Consider the following 23,237-nt stretch of genomic DNA (forward strand, 5'->3'; position numbering starts at 1 on the left):
CGGTAGCACTTAAACGCTTGACTTCTAAATGGGGGCCTTGCGGCTAATTTCAAGCCTGCTCGTCAATCGAAGGCGAAACCGGTGCCGGTGCCTTGCTGACTACGACCATGGCCGGGCGCAACAGGCGACCGTTGAGCTGATAGCCCTTCTGGAACACCTTGAGCACGCTGTTCGGCTCGACGTCGGCGCTTTCCTGCATGGCCATTGCCTGATGCTGAACAGCGTTGAACGGTTCGCCATGCGGATCGATCGCTTCCAGCTGATAACGCTTCAGGGTGTCCTGGAACATTTTCAGGGTCAGCTCGATGCCTTCGCGCATTGGACGAATGCTTTCGTCGTCCGGGCTGGACAACTCCAGACCACGCTCCAGGCTGTCGATGATCGGCAACAAGTCACCGGCGAACTTCTCCAGGGCGAACTTGTGAGCCTTTTCTACATCCTGCTCGGCGCGACGGCGGACGTTCTGCAGATCAGCCGCTACACGCAAAGCCTGATCATGAGCACCAGCCAATTGCTCTTCGAGCACTTGAATACGAGCCGCCAGCTCATCACCCGAATCCTGGGTAGCCTGATCGGCGTCTAGATTTTGCGTATCCACTGTCTGTTCGTCAGCCATAGATTTCTCCTTTCAATATCGTCCGCGAGCTCAACTCACGCTTCTGCCCAGCTATATGGGGCCGCAAAATCCAGCTTCAAGGGGCGCTTATTTATTAACCCTACAAAAAACAGCTGCATTGTCATTCCTGGGTGCACTAAGGATTTCGTCGGGCCAAGCAAATCGAGCTAAGGGAGGGCATTGTCAGCCAGAAACAAAACACTGTATAAATAACCAGACCTAAAGCCTGGGAGCGGCCTTCATGCTGGTGCACCTTTCCGTACATAACTACGCCATCGTTGAACATCTCGATCTCGAACTTGATCGCGGGATGAGCGTGATCACTGGGGAAACCGGCGCCGGTAAGTCGATCATGCTCGACGCCCTCGGCCTGACCCTGGGCGATCGGGCCGACAGTGGCGTGGTCCGTCCCGGTGCCGACAAGGCCGATATCCTGGCAACCTTCGATCTGGTCGATATTCCAGAAGCCAGTGCCTGGCTGGCCGAGCGCGACCTGGAGAGCGACGGCCCGTGCATCCTGCGCAGGGTGATCACCGCCGAAGGGCGCTCGCGTGGCTACATCAACGGCACGCCCTGCCCCCTCGGCGACCTCAAGGCCCTGGGTGAACTGCTGATCGATATCCACAGCCAGCACGAACATCAATCCCTGCTCAAGACCGACACACACCGTCGCCTGCTCGATGAATACGCGGGTGCAACAGACCTTGCCCGTCAGGTACATCTGGCCGCCCAACGCTGGCGCCAGACCCGCCAGGAGCTGGAACGTCTTTCCAATTCCGGCGATGAGCAGCGCGCCCGCCATCAATTGCTCAGCTATCAACTCGAGGAACTGGAAAACCTCGGCCTCGGCGAAAATGAGCTGGAGCAGCTGGAACAGGAACACAAGAACCTGACTAACGCCGAAACCCTGCTGGGCATTTGTCGGCAAGTGGTCGAACAATGCAGCGAAAGTGACTCCGGGAATGTGCTGAACGCCCTTACTGCCAGCCTCAATCGCCTTTCGAGCGTCAATAATTCGATTGGCGCCCTGGGCGAAGCCAGCAGCCTGCTGACCAGCGCACAGATCCAGGTCGAAGAAGCCGTGGGAGAACTGAACCGCTTCCTTGACAACTTCGATGCCGATCCAGCGCGTCTTCAGTACCTGGAGGAGCGCCTTGATGCGATCTATACCATGGCGCGCAAACACCGCATCCAGCCGACCGAAGTCGCCGAGATGCAGCAGCGCTTGCTGGATGAAATCGAAACCCTGAACGCCAATGACGAATCCATCGAGCGACTGAGCGATGAACTGGCCTCCTATGCCCGTCATTATCAGGAAAAGGCTCGCGAGCTCAGCGATTTGCGTCATCAGGCCTCAAGCAGCCTTGCCAGCGCCGTGGAGCATGAAATCCAGCGACTGGGCATGCCTGGTGGGCGCTTCACTATCGAGCTGCGCCCCAACAGTAGCGATGAACTGCTACCCAATGGTCTTGAGCAGGTAGAGCTGCTGGTGAGCGCTAACCCGGGCCAACCTTTGAAAGCGCTGGCAAAAGTGGCATCCGGCGGCGAACTGTCACGGATCAGCCTGGCAATTCAAGTGATCACCGCGCAAACCTCCCGGGTACCGACCCTGGTGTTCGATGAAGTAGACGTGGGCATCGGCGGTCCAACCGCCGAAATCGTAGGCCAGTTGTTGCGTCGACTTGGGGAGCGCGGGCAGGTATTGACAGTCACTCACTTACCGCAAGTAGCTGCACAGGGACATCAACATCTATTCGTACACAAAGTGCGCGGCGAAGATGCCACTCACACAGCCGTCGCCAAGTTGAGCAAGAACGATCGTGTCGAAGAAGTCGCGCGAATGCTGGGAGGCATCGACCTTACAAAGGAATCTCTGGCTCACGCCAGGAAAATGGTCGTCACCGCAAAAATTTAAGATCGATAGAAAGCACGAAGGCGACCCTGGGGTCGCCTTCGCTCGTTTCGCGAACCTTAAGTTCGCGCGACATGCTTACTTTTTCTTGCGTACGTACAGTACGAGATTGTGATCCACCATCTCGAAGCCATACTTGTCTACGATTGCTTTCTGCAGTCGCTCGATTTCTTCGTCGAAGAATTCGATCACTTCACTGGTCTCGACGTTGACCATATGGTCGTGATGCTTGCCGTCGTCCAGTTCGAAGACCGCATGGCCCCCGTCGAAGTTGTGTCGCACCACAAGGCCAGCTGCCTCGAACTGGGTCAGGACACGGTAAACCGTGGCCAGACCGACGTCCTCACCAGCCTCCATCAGCGCCTTGTAGACGTCCTCGGCACTCATGTGGCGTTGCTCGGCGGAATCGAGCATTTGCAGAATTTTGACCCGTGGAAGGGTCACTTTGAGGCCGGCTTTGCGTAGTTCGCTATTTTCAACCATGGTCAGCTTTCTCGCGATGCTGCTTCGCAGCTTCTCTTAATGCGGGTATGATCGGCGTTTACGTTGTCCCAGCCAAGATAGTGGAAGTCGCCCACCGATGCAAAACACCAAGCTCTTGCTAACCAGTTTCACCTTTGTGGGACTGCTCGCACTCGCCGGTTGTTCATTCCCCGGGGTTTACAAAATCGACATCCAGCAGGGCAATGTCGTCACGCAGGACATGATAGACCAGTTACGCCCGGGAATGACCCGCAAGCAAGTACGGTTTATCATGGGCAACCCTCTGTTGACCGACACGTTCCATGCCGATCGCTGGGATTATCTGTACAGCCTGCAACCGGGTGGCGGTGAACGCCAACAGGAACGCATTAGCGTTATCTTCAACCCAAATGACCAACTTGTCAGCCTCTCTGGCGATTTCATGCCAGGCGTGAGCCGCGACGAAGCCATTCTCGGCAAGGACAGCGGCACTACAGTTGCTGCACCAGCAGAAAACGTCGAGACGCCGAAACCGGAGAAACCGGTCAAGCCAGGTTCGTTGCTGGACCAGATCCAGAAGGATGTCGACGGTGTAGAAACCGTTCCAGTCCCGACTCCAGAACCTCTGGAAACCTCGCCGCAATAATTTGCGACGCAATAAAAAACCCGGCATGTCCGGGTTTTTTATTGTCCAGCATTTAAGCGAATCATTGATTCCGGGTTTTGGCCTCAGCAGCTTTGGCTGCGCGCAACCGACGAACTTCTTTCGGATCAGCCTGCAATGGCCGGTATATTTCGATGCGATCTCCAGCCTGGACAAGATGTTTGTCCGGATCAGCAATGACTTTACCGAAGATCCCCACCGGACAGCTGGCCAGATCCAGCTCGGAAAACGCCTCGCCGATGCCTGACTTGAGCAAAGCCGCCCGCACAGTCGTTCCTGCCGGCACAGTTACCGACATGAGCACTTGACGATCAACGGCGGCATACACCACTTCAACCTCAATCATCGACTCAACCATGCATCTGTTTGGCGCGCTGGCAGAAAGCATCCACCAGCGTATTGGCCGCTTGATTGAACAACGGCCCCAAGGTCGCGCGCACAATCGGCCCGGCGTAATCGAACGACAGGTCCAGGCTGATCTTGCAGGCTTTCTCGCCCAAGGGCTTGAACACCCAGACGCCATGCAATTGATTGAACGGCCCTTCCTCGAGGTTCATCTCGATCGAATGCCCAGGCACCAGCGTGTTGCGCGTTACGAAATGCTGGCTGAGACCACCCTTGGCCACGCCGACGCTAGCGCGCATATGCTCGGGAGAACTCTCCAGGACTTCGGCCGATGAGCACCACGGCAGAAATTCCGGGTAACGCGCCACGTCGTTGACCAGGTCATACAGCGCTTGCGCCGGATACGGCAGCAGGGCCGAACGTTGAATGTGTGTCGTCATGTCAGCGTCACTTCCACAGCTGGGCGGCAAATACTACGAGAATGCCGATGGGCGCCACATAGCGCATCAAGAACAGGGACAGGGCGAACAGCGCAGGGTTGCGGATCGACAATTCGTCGCGTACCGCTTCACGGCCCATCACCCAGCCTGCAAACACCACGAAACACAAACCACCGAGTGGCAGCATGATCCGCGAGGTGAAGAAATCGATCACGCCAAAGAAGTCCAGGCCACCGGCCGCGCCCCATTGATAGAGATGGAACATCCCGCCTTCGTTCACGAAAAACTTGGCTTCCTTCCAGATATTGAAGGAAAACACCGTGCCCAGACCGACAAACCAGCAGATAAATGCCAGCCAGAAGGTGACCCACGCGCGGCTGACTTTCGTGCGCTCAACCAAGTAAGCCACCATCGGCTCAAGCAGGGAAATCGCCGAACTCCAGGCGGCAATCGCTACGAGCACGAAGAACACTACGCCCATCAACTGGCCGAACGCTACGTTACCAAACGCAAAGGGCAGGCTGACGAACATCAAGCCAGGACCTTCGCTTGGGTTCAGGCCGCCAGCGAACACAATCGGAAACAACGCCAGACCGGCCACCAGGGAAACGAAGGTATCGAGCAGTGCCACGCCGACAATGGTGCCGGAAATCGATGAATTCTTTGGCATATACGCGCCGTAGATCATGATCGAACCAACGCCCACGCTCAGTGAAAAGAACGCGTGCCCCATGGCTGGCAGCAAACCGTCGAGTACTTTTTCCGGGTGGAAGTCGAACATGAAATGCACGCCTTCCATGAAATGCCCGGTAGTCATGCTGTAGCCCAGCAGAACAAGCACCATCACAAACAGCAGCGGCATCATGATTCGCAAGCTGCGTTCCAGCCCCGCGACCACGCCTTTGGCGATCACTACGGCCGATAGCAGCATGAAAATCGTGTGCCAAAGTGTCAGGCGCCACGGATCAGCGATCACATTGCCGAAATAAGCGCCGACCTCATCAGGTGTTGCACCCTGGAAGTCGCCACGGCCCATGTCGATGATGTAATCCAGCGACCAGCCGCCCACCACACTATAGAAAGACAGGATCAGCAACGCCGTGATCATCCCGGCGAATGCGCCCCAGGACCATTTGCCCGAATGCCCGGCTTCCAGCGCCAATACCTTCAAGGCGTTGGCCGGGCTTTGACGTGCACGACGGCCGATCAGGGTTTCGGCCAGCATGACCGGCACACCGATCAGCGCGATACAGGCCAGGAACATCAGCACGAAGGCGCCGCCGCCATAGACACCGACCATGTACGGGAATTTCCAGATACTACCCAGGCCCACGGCCGAACCGGTCGCGGCGAGTATGAAGACCCAGCGGCTAGCCCAACTGCCGTGGACAGAAACCTTGTCTGTCGACATCGTTATCACGCCCAAGCGTTCAAAAAAGAGGCCGCATTGTCCGGGATTCAATCAACCTGCTCAAGCACGTAGCGATACCGTAGCCGACTCGCTTGCAACTCCCTATAATGCCGCCCCTATGGCTAAACAGAAGAAACACCCAACAGGGACCATCGCGCAAAATAAAAAGGCGCGACACGATTACTTCATCGAGCATAAGTTCGAGGCTGGTCTGGTCCTGGCCGGCTGGGAAGTAAAAAGTCTGCGGGCAAGCAAGCTGCAACTGGTTGACAGTTACGTATTGCTCAAGGATGGCGAAGCCTGGCTGCTCGGCAGCCACATTACGCCACTGATGACCGCCAGCACCCACGTCATCGCTGATCCGACCCGCACCCGCAAATTGCTGCTCAACCGGCGCGAGCTGGAAAAACTGGCCACGGCCGTGCAGCAAAAAGGTTACGCCTGCGTATGCCTGTCCTGGTACTGGAGCAAGCACATGGTCAAGTGCGAGATCGCTCTGGGCAAGGGCAAGAAGGAATACGACAAGCGTGATACCGAACGCGAGCGCGACGCCGGTCGCGAGTTGCAGCGCGCGGTGCGCAACAAGGGCAAGGAAGATTAATCTTCCTGCCCTGTGGCGAGGGAGCTTGCTCCCGCTGGGGTGCGAAGCAGCCCTCGCTTGACGACTGCCGGCAACTGCTGCGCAGTCGAGCGGGAGCAAGCTCCCTCGCCACAATCATCCCCTTATCACTACATCCCCTTGCGCCGCTCCGCTCGAGCCATGCGCTGTACTTCCTGACGCACTTCTTCCAGCACTTCCTGCACATACAAAATGTGTCGGCTGGAGACTTCCCGCGCCTGCTCGGCCCTTCCTTCAATAATTGCCAGGTACAACTCCCGGTGCTGGGTGATCAGCATGTCGCGGGTTTCCGTGCGTTGCTTGTACATCCCGCCGATGTTGGTCACCACGTTACGTTTGAGCAGATCGAACAATCCGCGAATGGTGTGCAGCAACACCGCGTTGTGACTGGCCTCAGCAATAGCCAGGTGGAATTTCGCATCCGCCGCGCCCTCTTCCGCCCGACTTACCTCGTCGTGACGCGTATAGCAGTCCTGCAATTCATTGAAAGCCGCGGTCAATCGCTCGCGATCAACGTCCGTAGCACGCATGGCTGCGTAATAGGCACAGGAGGCTTCCAGGGTGTGACGAAATTCCAGCAGATCGCGCTGCGCCTCAGGGTTGCTTTCCAGCAGATGCAGCAGCGGATCGCTGAACGTTGTCCCCAGCGACTCCACCACATAATTGCCACCGCCCTGGCGACTGACCAGCAAGCCTTTGGCCGCCAGTTTCTGAATCGCTTCGCGCAACGAAGGGCGTGACACGCCGAACTGCTCGGCCAGCGCACGCTCGGCCGGCAAACGCTCACCCGCCTTCAGCGTGCCCTCGAGAATCATCCCCTCGAGCTGCTCGACAATATCGTCAGACAAACGGCGCTGACGAATTTGATCAAACCCCATAACTCAATTCTCCACGATCCCGACGGCTCGCCGGGGTGTCTATTCTGGCCTATCAGGGCTGCTTCAGCACCTGCCAGACAGCATTTGGTCGAGCGGACCAGATGGCTTGCGCACCGCGTATTCGACAAAAGTTTTAGAGCGGCAAATTGACACGCCGCCTACAACGCTTTTACCCTAGCCAACAGCGATTGTAAATTGGTATTACCAATTATCCAAGAACGCTGACCAGTGCCTGACCAACAACAATTAGGGGCCACCCCATATGCAAACCTGGCAACAGCTCTATTCTCCGCTCGGCAGTCTCGGCGTGTCCGCGCTCGCGGCCGTTATCCCCATCGTGTTTTTCTTCCTGGCATTGGCCGTGTTCCGACTCAAAGGACACGTGGCCGGCAGCATCACGCTGGCCTTGTCCATTGCCGTTGCGATCTTCGCCTTCCAGATGCCGGTCGACATGGCTTTCGCCGCCGCCGGCTATGGTTTCGCCTATGGCCTGTGGCCGATTGCCTGGATCATCGTGGCGGCGGTATTCCTCTACAAACTGACGGTCAAGAGTGGTCAGTTCGAAGTGATCCGCAGCTCGGTGCTATCGATCACCGACGACCAGCGCCTGCAAGTGCTGCTGATCGGTTTCTGCTTCGGCGCCTTCCTGGAAGGTGCCGCCGGTTTCGGTGCACCGGTCGCGATTACCGCCGCACTGTTGGTCGGACTGGGCTTCAACCCGTTGTACGCCGCCGGCCTGTGCCTGATCGCCAACACCGCACCGGTGGCCTTCGGCGCCCTGGGGATTCCGATCATCGTTGCCGGGCAGGTCACCGGTATCGACGCCTTCAAGATTGGCGCCATGACAGGCCGCCAACTGCCGCTGCTGTCGCTGTTCGTGCCGTTCTGGCTGGTGTTCATGATGGACGGCCTGCGCGGCGTTCGCGAAACCTGGCCGGCAGCACTGGTAGCCGGCTTGAGCTTTGCCATCACCCAATATTTCACGTCGAACTTCATCGGCCCGGAACTGCCGGACATCACCTCGGCCCTGGCCAGCCTGGTTTCCCTGACGCTGTTCCTGAAAGTCTGGCAGCCGAAACGCGCCGCAGGGCAACACATCGTCGGTGCCGTCTCGGCTTCCGTGGTGGGTGCCAGCGCTGGCGGTTTCGGCCTGCCGCGCAGCACTGTGGCTTCGCCCTACAGCTTTGGTGAAATTCTCAAAGCCTGGTCACCGTTCCTGATCCTCACCGTACTGGTCACCATCTGGACACTGAAACCGTTCAAGGCGATGTTCGCTGCTGGCGGTTCGATGTACAGCTGGGTATTTAACATCGCCATCCCGCACCTCGATCAATTGGTGATCAAGGTTGCGCCGATCGTGACCGCCCCGACCGCTATCCCGGCAGTGTTCAAACTCGACCCGATTTCCGCGACCGGCACGGCGATTTTCTTCTCCGCGCTGATCTCGATGCTGGTGCTGAAGATCAATGTCAAAACTGGTCTGACCACTTTGAAAGAGACCTTCTACGAGCTGCGCTGGCCGATTCTGTCCATCGGTATGGTGCTCGCCTTTGCCTTCGTCACTAACTACTCGGGCATGTCCTCGACCATGGCGCTGGTTCTGGCAGGCACTGGCGCAGCATTCCCGTTCTTCTCACCGTTCCTCGGCTGGCTGGGTGTGTTCCTGACCGGTTCCGATACCTCGTCCAACGCCCTGTTCAGTTCGCTGCAAGCGACCACTGCGCACCAGATCGGCGTCAGCGACGTGTTGCTGGTAGCGGCGAACACCAGCGGTGGCGTGACCGGCAAGATGATCTCGCCACAATCGATCGCCGTGGCCTGCGCCGCGACCGGTCTGGTGGGCAAGGAATCGGATCTGTTCCGTTTCACCCTCAAGCACAGCCTGTTCTTTGCAACGATCGTGGGCTTGATTACCTACATCCAGGCCTACTGGTTGACCGGCATGCTGGTGCACTAAGTACTACACGATAAAAAGCAAAAACCGACGCCGGACCACGATTCCGGCGTCAGCTATTCACAACCCGGTCTGTAAGGCTGCTGAAAGCTTGCCTCTCTATATTTCAGCAGCCTCGACAGACGGATAACCGGGACCACCCGGAGACACGCCTGATGAGCGAGCTTTTTTACAACGCTGTGCCGAACGCGACCCGCGTCGCCCCGCCACTGCCCGAGCCCCGGCAATACCCCAGCGAGAAACCGTCACGGGTCTACCTGTTCGGAACCTGTGTGGTGGATTTGTTCTACCCCGAAGCCGGGATGGACGCGATTCACTTGCTGGAACGCGAAGGCATTCGTGTCGAGTATCCGCAGGGGCAAAGCTGCTGTGGACAACCGGCCTACACCTCGGGTTACACCGAGCAGGCGCGGACCGTGGCACGCTCGCAACTGGCGCTGTTTGCCGGGGACTATCCGGTGGTGGTGCCGTCGGGGTCGTGTGCCGGGATGTTGCGCGAACACTACGCCGACTTGTTCAAGGACGAGCCGGACATGCTGAAACAGGTTCAGGCGCTGGCTGCCCGGACTTATGAACTGGCCGAGTTTCTGTTGTTCGTCTGCAAGGTGCAGCTCAAGGACAGTGGCGAGCCCGTCAAAGTAGCGTTGCACACGTCGTGCTCGGCACGCCGTGAGATGAACACCCACTTGCATGGCCGCGAGTTATTGGCGCAGCTGCGTAACGTGGAGCGAGTCGACCACAGCCATGAAAGTGAATGCTGTGGCTTCGGTGGGACTTTCAGCGTCCGTATGCCAGACATTTCCGGTGCGATGGTGGCTGACAAGACCCGCTCGTTGAAGGAATCCGGCGCGCACAAGGTACTCAGTGCCGACTGCGGTTGTCTGATGAACATCAACGGCTCGCTGGAGAAACAGCAGGAAGCATTGCGCGGCCAACACCTGGCCAGCTTCCTTTGGCAGCGAACCGGAGGTGTTCTATGACCGCTTCCGCGATTATTCCTACGGTTGCCGTGGAAGAAGATTTTCGCATCCGGGCTCACAAGGCGTTGGATGACAAGCAACTGCGAAACAACTTTCGCACGGCGATGGATTCGCTGATGACAAAACGGGCAGCGTCCTTCAGCGATGCCCACGAAAGAGAACATTTGCGAGCGCTGGGCAATGCTGTCCGCGCCCGCGCGTTATCCAAGTTGCCCGACCTGCTCGAGCAACTTGAACAGAACCTGACCCGCAACGGTGTGACAGTGCACTGGGCGGAAACGGTGGACGAGGCCAATGGCATCGTCCTCTCGATCATCCGCGCTCACGAGGGGCGGCAAGTGATCAAGGGCAAATCGATGGTCAGCGAAGAGATGGAAATGAATCACTTCCTCGCTGAACAGGGCATTGAATGCCTGGAATCGGACATGGGCGAGTACATCGTCCAGCTCGACCACGAGAAGCCTTCACACATTATTATGCCGGCGATCCACAAGAACGCCGGTCAGGTCGCGTCCTTGTTCCACGACAAACTTGGCGTGGAATACACCAAGGACGTTGACCAACTCATTCAGATCGGTCGCAAGGTCTTGCGGCAGAAATTCTTCGAAGCGGACATCGGCGTCTCCGGCGTCAACTTCGCCGTGGCCGAAACCGGCACCTTGCTGCTGGTGGAAAACGAAGGCAACGGGCGCATGACCACCACCGTGCCGCCGGTTCACATCGCCGTCACTGGCATCGAAAAAGTCGTGGAAAACCTGCGCGATGTGGTGCCGCTGCTGTCACTGCTGACCCGTTCAGCCCTCGGCCAGCCGATCACCACCTACGTCAACATGATCTCCGGCCCGCGCAAGCAACATGAACTCGACGGCCCCCAGGAAGTGCACCTGGTATTGCTCGACAACGGTCGAAGCCAGGCCTTCGCCGACAGCGAACTGCGCCAGACCCTGAACTGCATCCGCTGCGGCGCCTGTATGAATCATTGCCCGGTCTACACCCGAATCGGCGGTCACGCCTATGGGGAGGTTTACCCTGGGCCTATCGGAAAAATCATCACTCCGCACATGGTCGGCCTGGCGAAAGTCCCGGACCACCCGAGTGCCTCGTCGTTGTGTGGCGCCTGCGGTGAAGTCTGCCCGGTAAAAATTCCGATTCCGGCGCTGCTGCGTCGTCTGCGGGAAGAGAACGTCAAAGCCCCGGACAGCCCTCATCAAGTGATGCGCGGCCAGGGCAGCAAGTACTCGCGTAAAGAACGGTTTATCTGGAATGCCTGGGCGAAGCTCAACAGTTCTCCCACGCTTTATCGACTGTTCGGCTTCTTCGCCACTCGCTTGCGCACGCTGGCACCGAAAAACGTCGGCCCCTGGACGCAAAACCACAGCGCACCGAAACCCGCTGCCCGCTCACTGCATGACATGGCCCGCGAACATCTGGCCAAACAGGGAGATCGCTGATGAGCGCCAAGCAAAATATCCTCGCCAAGTTGCGGAACAGTCTGACGGGCACCACACCAGTGCCTGACGATTTTGACGTCGAACTGGTGACAGCGCCCTACACCTACACCGCCGAGCAACGCATCCCACAGCTGCGCAAACAGATGGAAGCGGTGCACACCGAAATCCATCTGACGTCAGGCGAAGGCTGGCCTTCGTTGCTTGCTCAGTTGTTGCTGGACCGTCAGTTGCCGAGTTTGTTGATTGCACCGACTACGCCTCACGGGCAACGCGTCACTCAGCACTGGGCGAAAAATCCTGATCTGCCAACGCTCAAATCCTACGACCGTCCGGTTGAAGAATGGAAAGCCGAGTTGTTCAACGACACGCCGGCCAGCCTGACCGGCACCCTCGGCGCAATCGCCGCCACAGGTAGTCTGATTCTCTGGCCGACGCGGGAAGAACCGCGCCTGATGAGCCTGGTGCCGCCCGTGCATTTCGCCCTGCTCAAGGCCAGTGAAATCCGCAACAACTTCTATCAAGTGCAGCAGGAATTCGATTGGGCCCAAGGCATGCCGACCAACGCCCTGCTGGTGTCCGGCCCGTCGAAAACCGCCGATATCGAGCAGGTCCTGGCCTACGGCGCTCACGGTCCGAAAGACCTCGTGGTCATGATCTTGGAGGACCAATGAATCTACCCGCGGCTTTCCTGCGAGATGCGCAGCAACTGATTCCCCAGGAGCGACGTTTCGACGATCCGCTGTCGACGTTGGCCTTCGGCACTGACGCCAGTTTCTACCGGCTGATTCCGAAACTGGTGATTCGTGTCGAGTCTGAAGATGAAGTCGTCACGCTGCTGAAACTGGCACAACGGGATCTGGTCCCGGTGACCTTCCGCGCCGCCGGCACCAGCTTGTCCGGCCAAGCCATCAGCGACTCGGTGTTGATCGTGCTGGGGGATAACTGGAACGGTCGCGAGATCCGTGGGCAAGGTACGCAAATCCGTCTGCAACCGGGCGTGATCGGCGCACAGGCCAACGCGTGGCTGGCGCCGTTCGGGCGCAAGATCGGCCCGGACCCGGCGTCGATCAATGCCTGCAAAATCGGTGGCATCGTCGCCAATAATGCCAGTGGCATGTGTTGCGGCACGGCGCAAAACACCTATCACACGTTGGCTGGCATTCGTCTGGTACTGGCGGACGGCAGCCGTCTCGATACTGAAGATGCGACGAGTGTTGCAGCGTTTCGCGAGAGCCACGCTTCGCTGCTTGAACGCCTGGCAACGTTGGGCCGCGAGACCCGCGCCAATGCCGAACTGGCGGCAAGAATTCGCCACAAATACCGTCTGAAAAATACCACCGGGCTGTCACTCAATGCGTTGGTGGATTTCGACGAGCCTGTGGATATCTTGAGCCACTTGTTGGTGGGCTCCGAAGGCACCCTCGGTTTCATCAGCGCGGTGACTTACGACACGGTGATCGACCACCCGAACAAGGCCTCGGCGCTGATCGTGTTCCCGGATGTGGAAACCTGCTGCAATGCCGTGACGGTGCTGAAAAGCCAGCCGGTGTCGGCCGTGGAACTGCTGGACCGGCGCAGTCTGCGCTCGGTGCAGGACAAACCCGGCATGCCCGTTTTCGTACAACAGCTGTCGAACAATGCCTGCGCGCTGCTGATCGAATCCCGCGCCGCATCGTCCACATTGCTGCAGGAACAACTGGCGCACATCATGGCGTCGTTGTCCTCGTTCCCGGTGGAAAAACAGGTCGACTTCACCGAAGACCCGGTGGAAAACGCTCGGCTCTGGGCGATCCGCAAGGACACTTTCCCTGCCGTCGGCGCCGTGCGCAAAACCGGCACCACGGTGATCATCGAAGACGTGACCTTCCCGGTTGAACAACTCGCCATCGGCGTAAACCGCCTGATCGAGCTGTTCGACAAACATCACTACGATGAAGCGATCCTTTTCGGACACGCGCTGGAAGGCAATCTGCACTTCGTCTTCACCCAAGGCTTCAACAACCCGGAAGAAGTCGCACGCTATCAGGCGTTCATGGACGACGTGGCACAGTTGGTAGCAGTGGAGTTCGGCGGCTCGCTGAAAGCGGAACACGGCACCGGACGCAACATGGCGCCCTTTGTCGAACTGGAATGGGGCAGCGATGCCTACCAGTTGATGTGGCAGCTTAAACGCCTGCTCGATCCCAACGGCATCCTCAACCCGGACGTGGTGCTCAGCGAGGATCCGCAGATCCACCTCAAGCACCTGAAGCCGTTGCCGGCCGCCGATGAGATTGTGGACAAGTGCATCGAGTGCGGTTTCTGTGAACCGGTCTGCCCGTCGAAAGGCCTGACCCTGAGCCCGCGCCAGCGCATCGTGATCTGGCGTGACATTCAGGCAAAGAAACGCGCTGGCGTGGACACCACCGAACTCGAAGCCGCTTACGAATACCAAGGCATCGACACCTGCGCTGCCACCGGCCTCTGCGCACAACGTTGCCCTGTAGGAATCAATACCGGCGAGCTTGTGAAAAAGCTCCGCAGCCGGAAGGCAACTCATACAAAAACCGCCAATTGGCTGGAAAGCAATTTCGCCACTGCGCTGCAAGGTGCTCGTTTCACCCTGCATGTGGCCAACGGTGCGCGAATGCTGCTGGGGGCGCCACGATTGGCAAAACTGTCTGCGACGTTGACGCGCCTGTCCAAAGGTCAGGTCCCACAGTGGACCAACGCCATGCCGCAACCGGAAAAAGCCATTCGCTTCAGCCCGACCGTGTCGGACGAACGCCCTCGAGTGGTGTACCTCGCGGCCTGCGTGTCGCGGGCAATGGGCCCGGCGGCGGGTGATAAAGAGCAAATGTCGCTGTACGACAAAACCCGAGGACTGCTGGAAAAGGCCGGCTATCAAGTAGTCTTCCCGGACAATCTGGACAATCTCTGTTGCGGGCAACCGTTCGCTTCCAAGGGCTACGCCGAACAGGCCGAACACAAACGCCAGGAACTGATCGGCGCCTTGCTGCACGCCAGCCGCGGCGGGCTCGACCCGATCTACTGCGACACCAGTCCGTGTACGTTACGGCTGGTTCAGGACCTGGGCGATGTGCGCCTGGACCTGTACGACCCGGTGCGTTTCATTCGTACGCATTTGATGGATCGTCTGGATTTCACGCCGCAGGAAGCGTCGATTGCCGTGCACGTCACTTGCAGCACGCAGCACCTTGGTGAAAGCCAGGCTTTGATTGATCTGGCGCGTAAATGCAGCAAAAACGTGGTTATTCCCGAAGGCATTCACTGCTGCGGTTTTGCGGGGGATAAGGGTTTTACTACGCCGGAACTGAACGCACATTCGCTGCGCACGCTCAAGGATGCGGTTCAGCAGTGCAGCGAGGGGATTTCGACCAGCCGCACGTGTGAGATAGGTCTGACGCAACACGGTGGAATTGATTACCACGGGCTAGTCTATTTGGTGGATCGGGTAACGCAGGCGAGGGTCATGCAAGAAAAATAGAACCCTGATGCGCTGCCATAGTCCACAGAATAAGCCCGGACGTTACCGGGCTTTACCCATACTCGGCAGCCCGTCCTGACGGCCAGCGATGCCTGGACCCTCAGTTCAAGGAGTTACATATGAAACGTTCTGTACTGTTAGGTCTGTTCGTTACTGCCTCACTGATGGCGTCCACCTCGTTTGCCGCTGAAGACCTCTGTGCGGTCAACTTGAAAACCATCGAAAATGCCAAGGCACAGACTCCTCCGGAGATGGCTGATCAGGTCATGGAAAGCGTCACGAAAGCCAAGGCAGATCAGGCAAAAGGCACCAAGGAAGGGACTGACGACTGCATCGCCGAGACCGAACAAACCATCCAGCAAATCAAGAACGCTAACAAAGGCGGGAAGTAACCCGGCTCAAGGCCAACCTTCGGGTTGGCCTTGTTGGCGTGCGCTTGGAGCTGCACATTTAAGCCATAACGCGATCCGTATGCGTTGCTGGTGAAATTGCTCCCCAAAAACCGAATTCCTGCGCAGCGCCGTGGTCTTTTGAGTAGGCCTCATCCATCGTGGCTTGTTTTTCGACTCGGCCGAACCGCCCGCTCATACGGCAGCACCGAGACCATCAGTACTAGGAGATATCCATGAAACGTACCGCACTCGCTGGTTTGTTCATGTCTGCTGCAATGTTGGCCTCTCCCGTGTTTGCAGCGGACAACGACCTTTGTACGAGCAAACTGCAGGAGCTCGAGGCCAAAGTGAATTCGCTACCAGCGACCTCCACCAACGCACCGGAGATCAAAAGACTGCTGGCCAGCGCCAAAACTTCAAAAGCCTCCGGAGACGACAAGAAATGCGCCACCGAGGCTATCCAGGGATTGGCGCTGACACACTGAGTTATGAACCCAACCCATGATCACTCGCGACCAACCTTCGGGTTGGCCTTCTGACGTGTGTTGGCGTACACTGCGCAGGCTTGTTGCTCACTTTGATTCACAGAGCAACAGGCTCGGGGCCGTTTAGGATTCGACGCCGGTTGCGAAACTTTAGGTGCATGCCGAGTTGGTAACAGAACTCGTAAATCCACTGTTGCAACTTTCTATAGTTGCCAATGACGAAACCTACGGGGAATACGCTCTCGCTGCGTAAGCAGCCTTAGCCCTTCCCTCCTGGTACCTTCGGGTCCAGCAATCATCAGGGGATGTCTGTAAACCCAAAGTGATTGTCATATAGAACAGAATCGCCGTGCAGTACGTTGTGGACGAAGCGGCTAAAACTTACACAACTCGCCCAAAGCACCCTGCCCGTCGGGTCGCTGAGGGTTAACTTAATAGACACGGCTACGCATGTAGTACCGACAGCGGAGTACTGGCGGACGGGGGTTCAAATCCCCCCGGCTCCACCACTTCATCATCTAAAGACGTCCACGGACGTCTTTTTTTGTGCCTGCGATCCAGTAAATACGGGGCTTTCAGCGCTTATGGGAGCTTTGGAGAGTTTCTGAGTTCCAGGCGGTTTGGTATTCCCAATGATTTTCCAAGGCATCCGGTGCTTTTTGGGGGATACCAAAATGGTGTCAGAGGTAGCTCTCATGCCTGCTCCAGCCCTCCGCCTTTCCGACCGCCAGTTCAAGGCAGTCAAAGCTAAAGCCAACGATTACGTCCTCAGCGATGGTGACGGCCTGCGCCTCCGGGTCAGGAGCAACGGCTCAATGCTGTGGAACTTCAACTACCGCGATCCGATAACCAAGAACCGTATCAACATGGGACTGGGCACTTATCCAGAGCTCTCGTTGGCGAACGCTCGAAAGAAAGTCGTTGAGGCACGTGAGCTACTTGCACAAGGAAATTTTCGAAAGCGGCGTTGTTTTCAGGTCCGGAATACATGCAGTGTGAGCGACCGCCAAATGTCCTCGGCGTACGCTGGGGGTGACGGAGTCCTTCTTCAGCTCAAACCAAGCGGCAGCAACGTTCTCGAATGTGTGTTCTGTCTCCGCTCGCTTGGCTTCGTTCTGAATGTTGCGTTGCACCTTGGGATCTATCGCTATTACCTGATGAGCTTCCGGAGCTCATGCTGAAATTGCCAACGCCACAATCAAAAGAACGACCCGCTGCCTGTTCGAATGGCAGTTGCACACCATGACCCGTCCTGCCGAAGCGGTAACCACCCGATGGGTAGACATCGACTTCGACAGACGGATCTGGACCATCCCCCCCCCGGAGCGCATGAAAAAACGTCGCCCGCATAACATCCCATTGTCTGAACAGGCACTCGCGCTGCTGGAGGCACACAAGTCCCACAGCGGCCACAGGGAGTACGTGTTTCCGTCGGACAGAAATCCACGTACCCACGCCAATAGCCAGACTGCCAACATGGCGTTGAAACGTATGGGTTTCCAAGACCGCTTGGTCAGCCACGGCATGCGCTCCATGGCCAGCACCATCCTGAATGAGCATGGCTGGGATCCGGAACTGATCGAGGCTGCTGAGCATGAAGTCTCCGTTCACCACCGATTCAAGGCGAGCCTTGACCTCAACATCGAACCATCCATTAGTTTGATTTTGATCAACCTCTCCTTGGCTTTGCTAGCTAGACTGAAAATCAATACGACGTAATAAGTCGAGGGTGTACTTCATGTACTGGTTCCGCCGTCACCGCCAAAGCCTATTACACCTCATCCTTGTGGGATGGGTGCTAGCTGTGGCCGTGATGGCAATCCAGGGTTGTCTGGTGCAACCGAATCACAATATAGCCGCGCCACACCATGCCGAGCAGCATGTAGTGGATGGTCATGCTCTCCACACCAGTGGTTGCCTTCAAAACTGTGAGGACACTGCCACGGCGATAAAACCTGCAGCGCAGATTCCTGCGTTGGATCCTATCCAGTGGGCCGTTCTTTTACTGTTAACTGCTGCAGTAGTAATGTGGGTGCTTGCCCCTGAGAAAAAAACCTCCTTCGCCACTCTTGTGCTGAAGCGCCCCGCCCCACCGAAAGTCCCAGCCCGCCTGACTTTCGTCCGTTTCAACGATTAACCCCCCCTGCCTCAGAGTGACAGAGCACTGATTGCTCTGTCCTGCTGCGTCGCTTTTTTGCGGCTCGGTTATTCCTGCTTACCTCCCACAATCTCAGGAGTTCACCATGCAAATGCATTCTAAATTCGTTCTAGCTGCCATCTTGGCTAGCAGCGCACTCATTGCCTCTGCCGAGGATGCGCATCATCCAGCCGATGCACCCGTTGACTCAGCCGAGAACACAGCCTCCGCATCGACGGACATGACAAAAGCCATGACCGAGCAAATGCAGAAAATGCAGGCAGCACATGACAAAGCGGCATCGGCTAAAACGCCTGTTGAACGCCAAGCCGCCATGCAAGAAGGCATGAAAGTGATGAAGGACAGCATGGCCATGATGGGCAAGGAGCAGAGTGCAATGGGTTGTATGGGCATGTCTGGAGCTAAGGACGGCGCAGGCAAAGGAATGATGGGCATGATGATGCAGATGATGGAGCAGCAGTCGTCGATGATGGAAATGCCAATAAAAAAGTAAATGTGCAGTAGCGCTGCGGCACATCACATGGGGCTGGTGCTGGCTGGGTTAACGCAGATCGCACCCGTCTGATGTGTGTTGAGCCTGCCCACTTGTGCACCTGTTTATGCCCCATGACCACGGCGACCATCAGCAAAAGGCGAACAGCAAACACACGCGGCAAAGAGGAGTACCTACCATGAACCATACCGAATCGGCCTACGGTCTCTGGTCGCTGGTCATCATCAACTCACTGGTGTTTATCTTGTTCGCCTTCAGCTTCGTCCGGCCGAAGACGAGTCGCGATTGGCGCTCCTTCGGCATGTTCTCGGCGTTCCTGGTGGCTCTGTTTACCGAGATGTACGGTTTCCCGCTGACGATCTACCTGTTGATGCCCTGGCTCACTCGCAACTTCCCCGGTATCGACTTCCTCTCGCACGATGCAGGGCATTTGCTCGAAACCGTTCTGGGCTGGAAGGTCAACCCGCACTGGGGGCCATTTCACATTATCAGCAACTTGCTGGTCGCTGGCGGCTTCTGGTTATTGGCGGCCGCGTGGCGGGTGCTCTACAAGGCCCAAAGTACTGGGCAACTCGCGCTCGACGGGCCTTATGCGCGGATCCGTCACCCGCAGTACGTTGGCTTCGTGCTGATCATGTTCGGCTTTCTATTGCAGTGGCCGACATTGATCACCCTGGTGATGTTTCCAATCCTCCTGCTCGTCTACGCCAAGCTCGCGAAGCGGGAAGAACGGGAGATGCTTGCGCACTTCGGCGATGCCTACCGCACTTACTGCGAACAGACGCCGGCGTTCCTGCCCTGGTCAACCCCCCGCAGTCCCGACATCCCTACTGACGCGCCTCCCAGTTCAGGAAAACAATCATGAACGCTCCCTGGAAAACCGGCATTGCTCTGGCCCTGACCATGGCCATTTCCTACACGGTCTGTGCGCTGCTCTATGCGCTATGGCCGGCGCAAGGTATCGCTTTTCTCAACGCCTTGTTCCATGGACTCGACTTTGGTCGTCTTCAAGCCCCGCAAGACTACGGGTTAACGGCTTTCGTCGGGCCACTGCTGGTCTTGACCGTATGGGGCGCGATAGTCGGCACCTTGTTTGCCTGGCTGTCCGGCAAGCTCTGTGGCAAGTCTTGATAGCCGCTTCAGGCAGGAGACAGTGATGAACGAATCACACATGCAGCATAGCCAGCACCAGCCGGCGTTTGCATCAGGGAACATGGCGAAAGATCCGATCTGCGGAATGATGGTCGATAAGACCACAGCGTTGTCACGGGAACGTGGTGGGCGCAGCTATTACTTTTGCAGCGATACCTGCCTGCGCACCTTCGAGTCGCCAGAAAGAGAACTGAAGGCGATGAAAACCCGCGTGACTATCGCCCTCACCGGTGTACTGGCCCTGGCGCTTTTGCGTGCGGGCGCCTTCATCGCGCTGGCCGCCGGTGCCACGCTACTGACTTGGGTACCGATCCCTGCGCTCCCTTGGTTCACTTGGGGTATATGGCTTTTCCTGTTGGTCACTCCGGTGCAGTTCATCGGTGGCTGGAGTTTCTACAAGGGGGCGTGGAACGCCATTCGCACCCGTAACATCAACATGGATTTCCTGATCGCCCTCGGCACATCGGTCGCCTATTTCTACAGTGTCGCGGTGCTGTTCTTCCCCGACGTCCTGCCGGTGAAGGTGGCCGAGCGCGACGTCTATTTCGAAGTGTCGGCGGTCATCATCGCCTTCGTACTGCTGGGTAGGTACATGGAGGAGATCATCAAGAAAAAGTCCTCGGCCGCAGTACGGCGCTTACTCGATCTCAAACCGGCGATCGCGCATGTGATTCGTGACGGGCAAGAAGTCGACTTGCCCGCTGAAAGCGTCATGGCCGGCGAGTTCCTGATAGTCAAGCCAGGCGAAAAAATCCCTACCGATGGCGATGTCAGTGACGGTCAGTCAACGGTAGATGAGTCCATGCTGACCGGCGAGTCGATGCCGGTCGACAAACACCCGGGCAGTCCGGTGATCGGAGGTACGCTCAATGGCAGTGGTGTGCTCACTTTCAAGGCGAGCAGGATCGGTGCCGATACCGCACTGGCGCAGATCATCAGGATGGTCGAGGAGGCACAGAGCAGCACCGCGCAGATCCAGCGCTTGGCCGATCAGGTCACTGGCTATTTTGTGCCTGCGGTGGTGGCCGTCGCGCTGTTGGCGCTGGTCGGCTGGTCTCTTGCGGGGAATTTCCCGCAGGGGCTGTTGGCCTTTATCGCGGTTCTGATCATTTCCTGTCCCTGCGCACTCGGCGTGGCGACGCCCGCCGCGTTAATGGTCGGTGTTGGCAAGGGGGCTGATAACGGCATCCTTATCCGGGGCGGCGAAGTACTGGAGCGGGCAGAAAAACTGAGTACGGTGGTGTTCGACAAAACCGGCACCATTACCCGAGGCGAACCCAATGTAACCGACGTGATTTCGTTCGGCACAGCGTCGGAAAACGAGGTCTTGAAGCTCGCTGCCGCCGTGGAGTCCGGTTCAGAACATCCGCTGGGAGCTGCGATAGTGCGCGCCGCCCGGCATCGCGACATCAGCCTGCCGAAAGCGACCGGCATCAATGGCATCGCCGGTCACGGCATCGAAGGCAGTATCGACAGTCGCAAAATCTGGCTGGGCAATCGGCGTTTATTCGCCCGCCAAGGCATTGCAACCGAGGCGGCCGAGGAGCACCTCATCCGCCTGGAAGCCGATGGCAAGACCGCCATGCTGGTCGGTGTCGACGACCGTTTGGTTGGGGTGATTGCGGTGGCCGACACCATTAAACCCGAAGCGGCTGAAGCCGTTGCGGCATTGCAGGCAAGCGGCATCAAGGTCGTGCTTCTGAGCGGTGACAACCACCGTACTGCCGAAGCAGTCGCGCGACAGGTCGGCATTGAGCGAGTGATTGCCGAGGTCTTGCCGGACGACAAGGTCGCAGTGATCCGTCAATTGCAAAGCGAAGGGCAGGTCGTGGCCATGGTGGGCGATGGTGTCAACGATGCACCGGCACTGGCCACCGCTGACATTGGCATCGCCATTGGCTCGGGTTCCGATGTAGCGAAGGAAACCGGCGGCATCATCTTGCTCAAGAACGATGTACGCGACGTGGTCAACGCGATCAAGCTGTCGCGCGCAACCATGGTCAAGATCAAACAAAACCTGTTCTGGGCATTCATCTACAACAGTATCGGCATTCCAATCGCGGCCTTTGGACTGCTTAATCCCATCATCGCTGCCGCCGCAATGGCACTCAGCTCCCTATCGGTAATCGCCAACTCCGCGCTGCTGAAGCGTGCCCGCATTGGCTTGAGTCAGGAGGCTAAATCATGAACCGCGAAGTTTTAATTATCTGTCTTTTGGTGAGTATTGTGGGCATTGCAACGGTGGTTTACCTGTTGGGGCTGACCGGCAAATCGTTCGCCATAGCAGCAATTTTCCTGCTGTGCCCGGTCTTGGTCGGGGTGCAACTTTTTCGCGGCATGCGCCAATTTGATAAGGACATGGCCGAGGCTCATCGGCAACTGAAAAGGAAGAATCTGCCTTGATGCTTTATGCGACTCACCGCCCTAAATATCCAACGCATTGGACACATAAACCGATGCTCTGGCTCGCTATGCTCACATCTACGATAGCGCTTAAGCAGAATTGGAAGTGGCCTTACGTTATAGCCGTCCCTCCCGTTCCCTCCAAGGAGTGCCATCATGAATCAACATAACTTGCCCCAGCACCGCGCGAGGGGAACTAACTGGTACTTTTTAGGCTTCCTGGCCATCGCCGGTTATTTCCTGTTCACCGAACACAGGGCTCACGTTCTTCCGTATCTGCCATTCCTGCTACTACTGGCCTGTCCACTGATGCATTTTTTCATGCACCGTGGGCATGGGTATGGCGGACATGAGCATGGTGAAAGTGGTGAGCATGACAGTTGCTGTGGCCATCAGCACACCAGCGCTCGCAATAGCCAGGAGCATGACCACGATGGTCTACCCGATAACAAGACGAAGTAACCCGATCGTCCACATTTGATCCGTTGACAGGCAATCTCCATTCATAGCTGAGACTGAAGGTGCAGAGTTATCGTCGATGTTCACCTCGAACTGCGTGCGTCATGGCTATGTCGCTAACCATGCGGGACAGGATTGAGGAGCCAGATTAGTTTCCGGGGTATACAGCAATGACCTGGTCTGCGCCTGCTTTGGACAAGCCGATTACCCGGTAAGCATCATGTTTCCCGTTGACTTCCATGCCTGGAGATCCAGCCGGCATGCCATGAACGGCGATCCCGAGAAGGTCGTCACGTTTGCTCATCGCAATGATTTGCTCGGCGGGCACGTGACCTTCAACAAACTTTCCATTGATCATTGCTGTGTGGCAGGACGAGAGTCGTGGAGCAACACCGAGAGCTTTCTTGACGGCGCTAATGTTGGTTTCTAAATGGTCACAAACCTTAAATGAACAGCATTACCGCCAAGTGCGGGCT

At 57.4% G+C, this 23,237-nt stretch carries 22 protein-coding genes, 1 other RNA gene and 5 pseudogenes; 20 read left to right on the forward strand and 8 right to left on the reverse strand.

Annotated elements, in window-relative coordinates; genetic code table 11:
* Positions 1–49: 49 nt before the first annotated feature.
* On the reverse strand, positions 50–616 hold the full coding sequence (gene grpE / locus AC3WP4_RS18035) for a nucleotide exchange factor GrpE (RefSeq protein WP_102616062.1): 567 nt from the start codon (positions 614–616) through the stop codon (positions 50–52).
* A 241-nt stretch (positions 617–857) separates the two neighbouring features.
* Between grpE and recN the strand changes: the two genes are divergently transcribed.
* Entirely contained in the window at positions 858–2,531 is a 1,674-nt protein-coding gene (gene recN, locus AC3WP4_RS18040; RefSeq protein ID WP_102616063.1) for a DNA repair protein RecN, read from the forward strand.
* A 75-nt stretch (positions 2,532–2,606) separates the two neighbouring features.
* Here the strand turns inward: recN and fur are convergent, their stop codons facing one another.
* The gene (gene fur, locus AC3WP4_RS18045) at positions 2,607–3,011 is read right to left on the reverse strand and encodes a ferric iron uptake transcriptional regulator (protein ID WP_003197684.1); all 405 of its coding nucleotides are present in this window, start codon (positions 3,009–3,011) and stop codon (positions 2,607–2,609) included.
* Between the two features lie 97 nt (positions 3,012–3,108).
* Here fur and AC3WP4_RS18050 point away from each other — a divergent pair, with 97 nt between their 5' ends.
* On the forward strand, positions 3,109–3,636 hold the full coding sequence (locus AC3WP4_RS18050; RefSeq protein ID WP_074873650.1) for an outer membrane protein assembly factor BamE: 528 nt from the start codon (positions 3,109–3,111) through the stop codon (positions 3,634–3,636).
* A 61-nt stretch (positions 3,637–3,697) separates the two neighbouring features.
* Here AC3WP4_RS18050 and AC3WP4_RS18055 read toward each other — a convergent pair whose 3' ends face one another.
* The 3 genes from AC3WP4_RS18055 to AC3WP4_RS18065 are packed head-to-tail and all read right to left on the reverse strand — an operon-like array spanning position 3,698 to position 5,850.
* Positions 3,698–4,012 carry an RnfH family protein gene (locus AC3WP4_RS18055; RefSeq protein WP_102616064.1) on the reverse strand — a complete coding sequence of 105 codons (315 nt, stop codon included), beginning with the start codon at positions 4,010–4,012 and terminating at the stop codon, positions 3,698–3,700.
* Complete coding sequence (locus AC3WP4_RS18060; protein WP_033058141.1) at positions 4,005–4,439, reverse strand: type II toxin-antitoxin system RatA family toxin; 435 nt, start codon at positions 4,437–4,439, stop codon at positions 4,005–4,007. The genes AC3WP4_RS18055 and AC3WP4_RS18060 overlap by 8 nt, the downstream gene beginning before the upstream one ends.
* A 7-nt stretch (positions 4,440–4,446) precedes the next feature.
* On the reverse strand, positions 4,447–5,850 hold the full coding sequence (locus AC3WP4_RS18065) for a sodium-dependent transporter (protein ID WP_074873646.1): 1,404 nt from the start codon (positions 5,848–5,850) through the stop codon (positions 4,447–4,449).
* A 118-nt stretch (positions 5,851–5,968) separates the two neighbouring features.
* On the opposite strand from AC3WP4_RS18065, the gene smpB reads away from it, so the two are divergent.
* Complete coding sequence (gene smpB, locus AC3WP4_RS18070; RefSeq protein ID WP_008149046.1) at positions 5,969–6,451, forward strand: SsrA-binding protein SmpB; 483 nt, start codon at positions 5,969–5,971, stop codon at positions 6,449–6,451.
* 128 nt (positions 6,452–6,579) lie between these two features.
* On the opposite strand, the gene AC3WP4_RS18075 is transcribed toward smpB, so the two are convergent.
* Entirely contained in the window at positions 6,580–7,347 is a 768-nt protein-coding gene (locus tag AC3WP4_RS18075) for a GntR family transcriptional regulator (RefSeq protein ID WP_074873644.1), read from the reverse strand.
* Positions 7,348–7,609: 262 nt separating this feature from the next.
* On the opposite strand from AC3WP4_RS18075, the gene AC3WP4_RS18080 reads away from it, so the two are divergent.
* The 9 genes and pseudogenes from AC3WP4_RS18080 to AC3WP4_RS18120 all read left to right on the forward strand — a co-directional run.
* Positions 7,610–9,304, forward strand: coding sequence for a lactate permease LctP family transporter (locus tag AC3WP4_RS18080; RefSeq protein ID WP_074873641.1), 1,695 nt, complete (start codon positions 7,610–7,612; stop codon positions 9,302–9,304).
* 152 nt (positions 9,305–9,456) lie between these two features.
* The gene (locus AC3WP4_RS18085; protein ID WP_102616065.1) at positions 9,457–10,281 is read left to right on the forward strand and encodes a (Fe-S)-binding protein; all 825 of its coding nucleotides are present in this window, start codon (positions 9,457–9,459) and stop codon (positions 10,279–10,281) included.
* A complete protein-coding gene (locus AC3WP4_RS18090) occupies positions 10,278–11,732 on the forward strand; it encodes a LutB/LldF family L-lactate oxidation iron-sulfur protein (RefSeq protein WP_102616066.1) in 1,455 nt (484 codons plus the stop codon). The genes AC3WP4_RS18085 and AC3WP4_RS18090 overlap by 4 nt, the downstream gene beginning before the upstream one ends.
* The gene (locus tag AC3WP4_RS18095; protein WP_074873635.1) at positions 11,732–12,403 is read left to right on the forward strand and encodes a LutC/YkgG family protein; all 672 of its coding nucleotides are present in this window, start codon (positions 11,732–11,734) and stop codon (positions 12,401–12,403) included. The genes AC3WP4_RS18090 and AC3WP4_RS18095 overlap by 1 nt, the downstream gene beginning before the upstream one ends.
* Entirely contained in the window at positions 12,400–15,219 is a 2,820-nt protein-coding gene (locus tag AC3WP4_RS18100) for an FAD-binding and (Fe-S)-binding domain-containing protein (protein ID WP_102616067.1), read from the forward strand. The genes AC3WP4_RS18095 and AC3WP4_RS18100 overlap by 4 nt, the downstream gene beginning before the upstream one ends.
* 119 nt (positions 15,220–15,338) lie before the next feature.
* Complete coding sequence (locus AC3WP4_RS18105) at positions 15,339–15,611, forward strand: PA2433 domain-containing protein (RefSeq protein ID WP_076028711.1); 273 nt, start codon at positions 15,339–15,341, stop codon at positions 15,609–15,611.
* A gap of 233 nt (positions 15,612–15,844) precedes the next feature.
* Entirely contained in the window at positions 15,845–16,096 is a 252-nt protein-coding gene (locus tag AC3WP4_RS18110) for a PA2433 domain-containing protein (RefSeq protein WP_074873630.1), read from the forward strand.
* A gap of 115 nt (positions 16,097–16,211) precedes the next feature.
* Positions 16,212–16,605, forward strand: a transfer-messenger RNA (tmRNA) gene (gene ssrA / locus AC3WP4_RS18115).
* Between the two features lie 186 nt (positions 16,606–16,791).
* Positions 16,792–17,046: pseudogene (locus tag AC3WP4_RS18120) on the forward strand (Arm DNA-binding domain-containing protein); the annotation flags it as partial.
* On the opposite strand, the pseudogene AC3WP4_RS18125 reads toward AC3WP4_RS18120, so the two are convergent.
* Positions 17,044–17,244: pseudogene (locus AC3WP4_RS18125) on the reverse strand (phage integrase central domain-containing protein); the annotation flags it as partial. The pseudogenes AC3WP4_RS18120 and AC3WP4_RS18125 sit on opposite strands and share 3 nt — an antisense overlap.
* Between AC3WP4_RS18125 and AC3WP4_RS18130 the strand changes: the two are divergent.
* The 8 genes and pseudogenes from AC3WP4_RS18130 to AC3WP4_RS18165 form a co-directional block, all read left to right on the forward strand.
* A pseudogene (locus AC3WP4_RS18130) lies at positions 17,244–17,686 on the forward strand (tyrosine-type recombinase/integrase); the annotation flags it as partial. The pseudogenes AC3WP4_RS18125 and AC3WP4_RS18130 sit on opposite strands and share 1 nt — an antisense overlap.
* Before the next feature lie 653 nt (positions 17,687–18,339).
* A complete protein-coding gene (locus AC3WP4_RS18135; protein WP_074873622.1) occupies positions 18,340–18,747 on the forward strand; it encodes a hypothetical protein in 408 nt (135 codons plus the stop codon).
* 88 nt (positions 18,748–18,835) lie between these two features.
* Positions 18,836–18,889, forward strand: a pseudogene (locus AC3WP4_RS18140) (hypothetical protein); the annotation flags it as partial.
* A 36-nt stretch (positions 18,890–18,925) separates the two neighbouring features.
* Entirely contained in the window at positions 18,926–19,612 is a 687-nt protein-coding gene (locus AC3WP4_RS18145) for a methyltransferase family protein (protein WP_102616068.1), read from the forward strand.
* Positions 19,609–19,878, forward strand: a complete 270-nt coding sequence (locus AC3WP4_RS18150; RefSeq protein ID WP_074873618.1) for a DUF5676 family membrane protein — start codon at positions 19,609–19,611, stop codon at positions 19,876–19,878. The genes AC3WP4_RS18145 and AC3WP4_RS18150 overlap by 4 nt, the downstream gene beginning before the upstream one ends.
* A complete protein-coding gene (locus AC3WP4_RS18155; RefSeq protein WP_235864991.1) occupies positions 19,841–22,087 on the forward strand; it encodes a heavy metal translocating P-type ATPase in 2,247 nt (748 codons plus the stop codon). The genes AC3WP4_RS18150 and AC3WP4_RS18155 overlap by 38 nt, the downstream gene beginning before the upstream one ends.
* Complete coding sequence (locus tag AC3WP4_RS18160; RefSeq protein ID WP_074873614.1) at positions 22,084–22,302, forward strand: hypothetical protein; 219 nt, start codon at positions 22,084–22,086, stop codon at positions 22,300–22,302. The genes AC3WP4_RS18155 and AC3WP4_RS18160 overlap by 4 nt, the downstream gene beginning before the upstream one ends.
* A 156-nt stretch (positions 22,303–22,458) precedes the next feature.
* Positions 22,459–22,764 carry a DUF2933 domain-containing protein gene (locus AC3WP4_RS18165; RefSeq protein WP_102616069.1) on the forward strand — a complete coding sequence of 102 codons (306 nt, stop codon included), beginning with the start codon at positions 22,459–22,461 and terminating at the stop codon, positions 22,762–22,764.
* Between the two features lie 145 nt (positions 22,765–22,909).
* Here the strand turns inward: AC3WP4_RS18165 and AC3WP4_RS18170 are convergent.
* Positions 22,910–23,209, reverse strand: a pseudogene (locus AC3WP4_RS18170) (DUF411 domain-containing protein); the annotation flags it as partial.
* Positions 23,210–23,237: the final 28 nt, after the last annotated feature.

This window comes from Pseudomonas sp. FW305-20 (assembly GCF_058788075.1).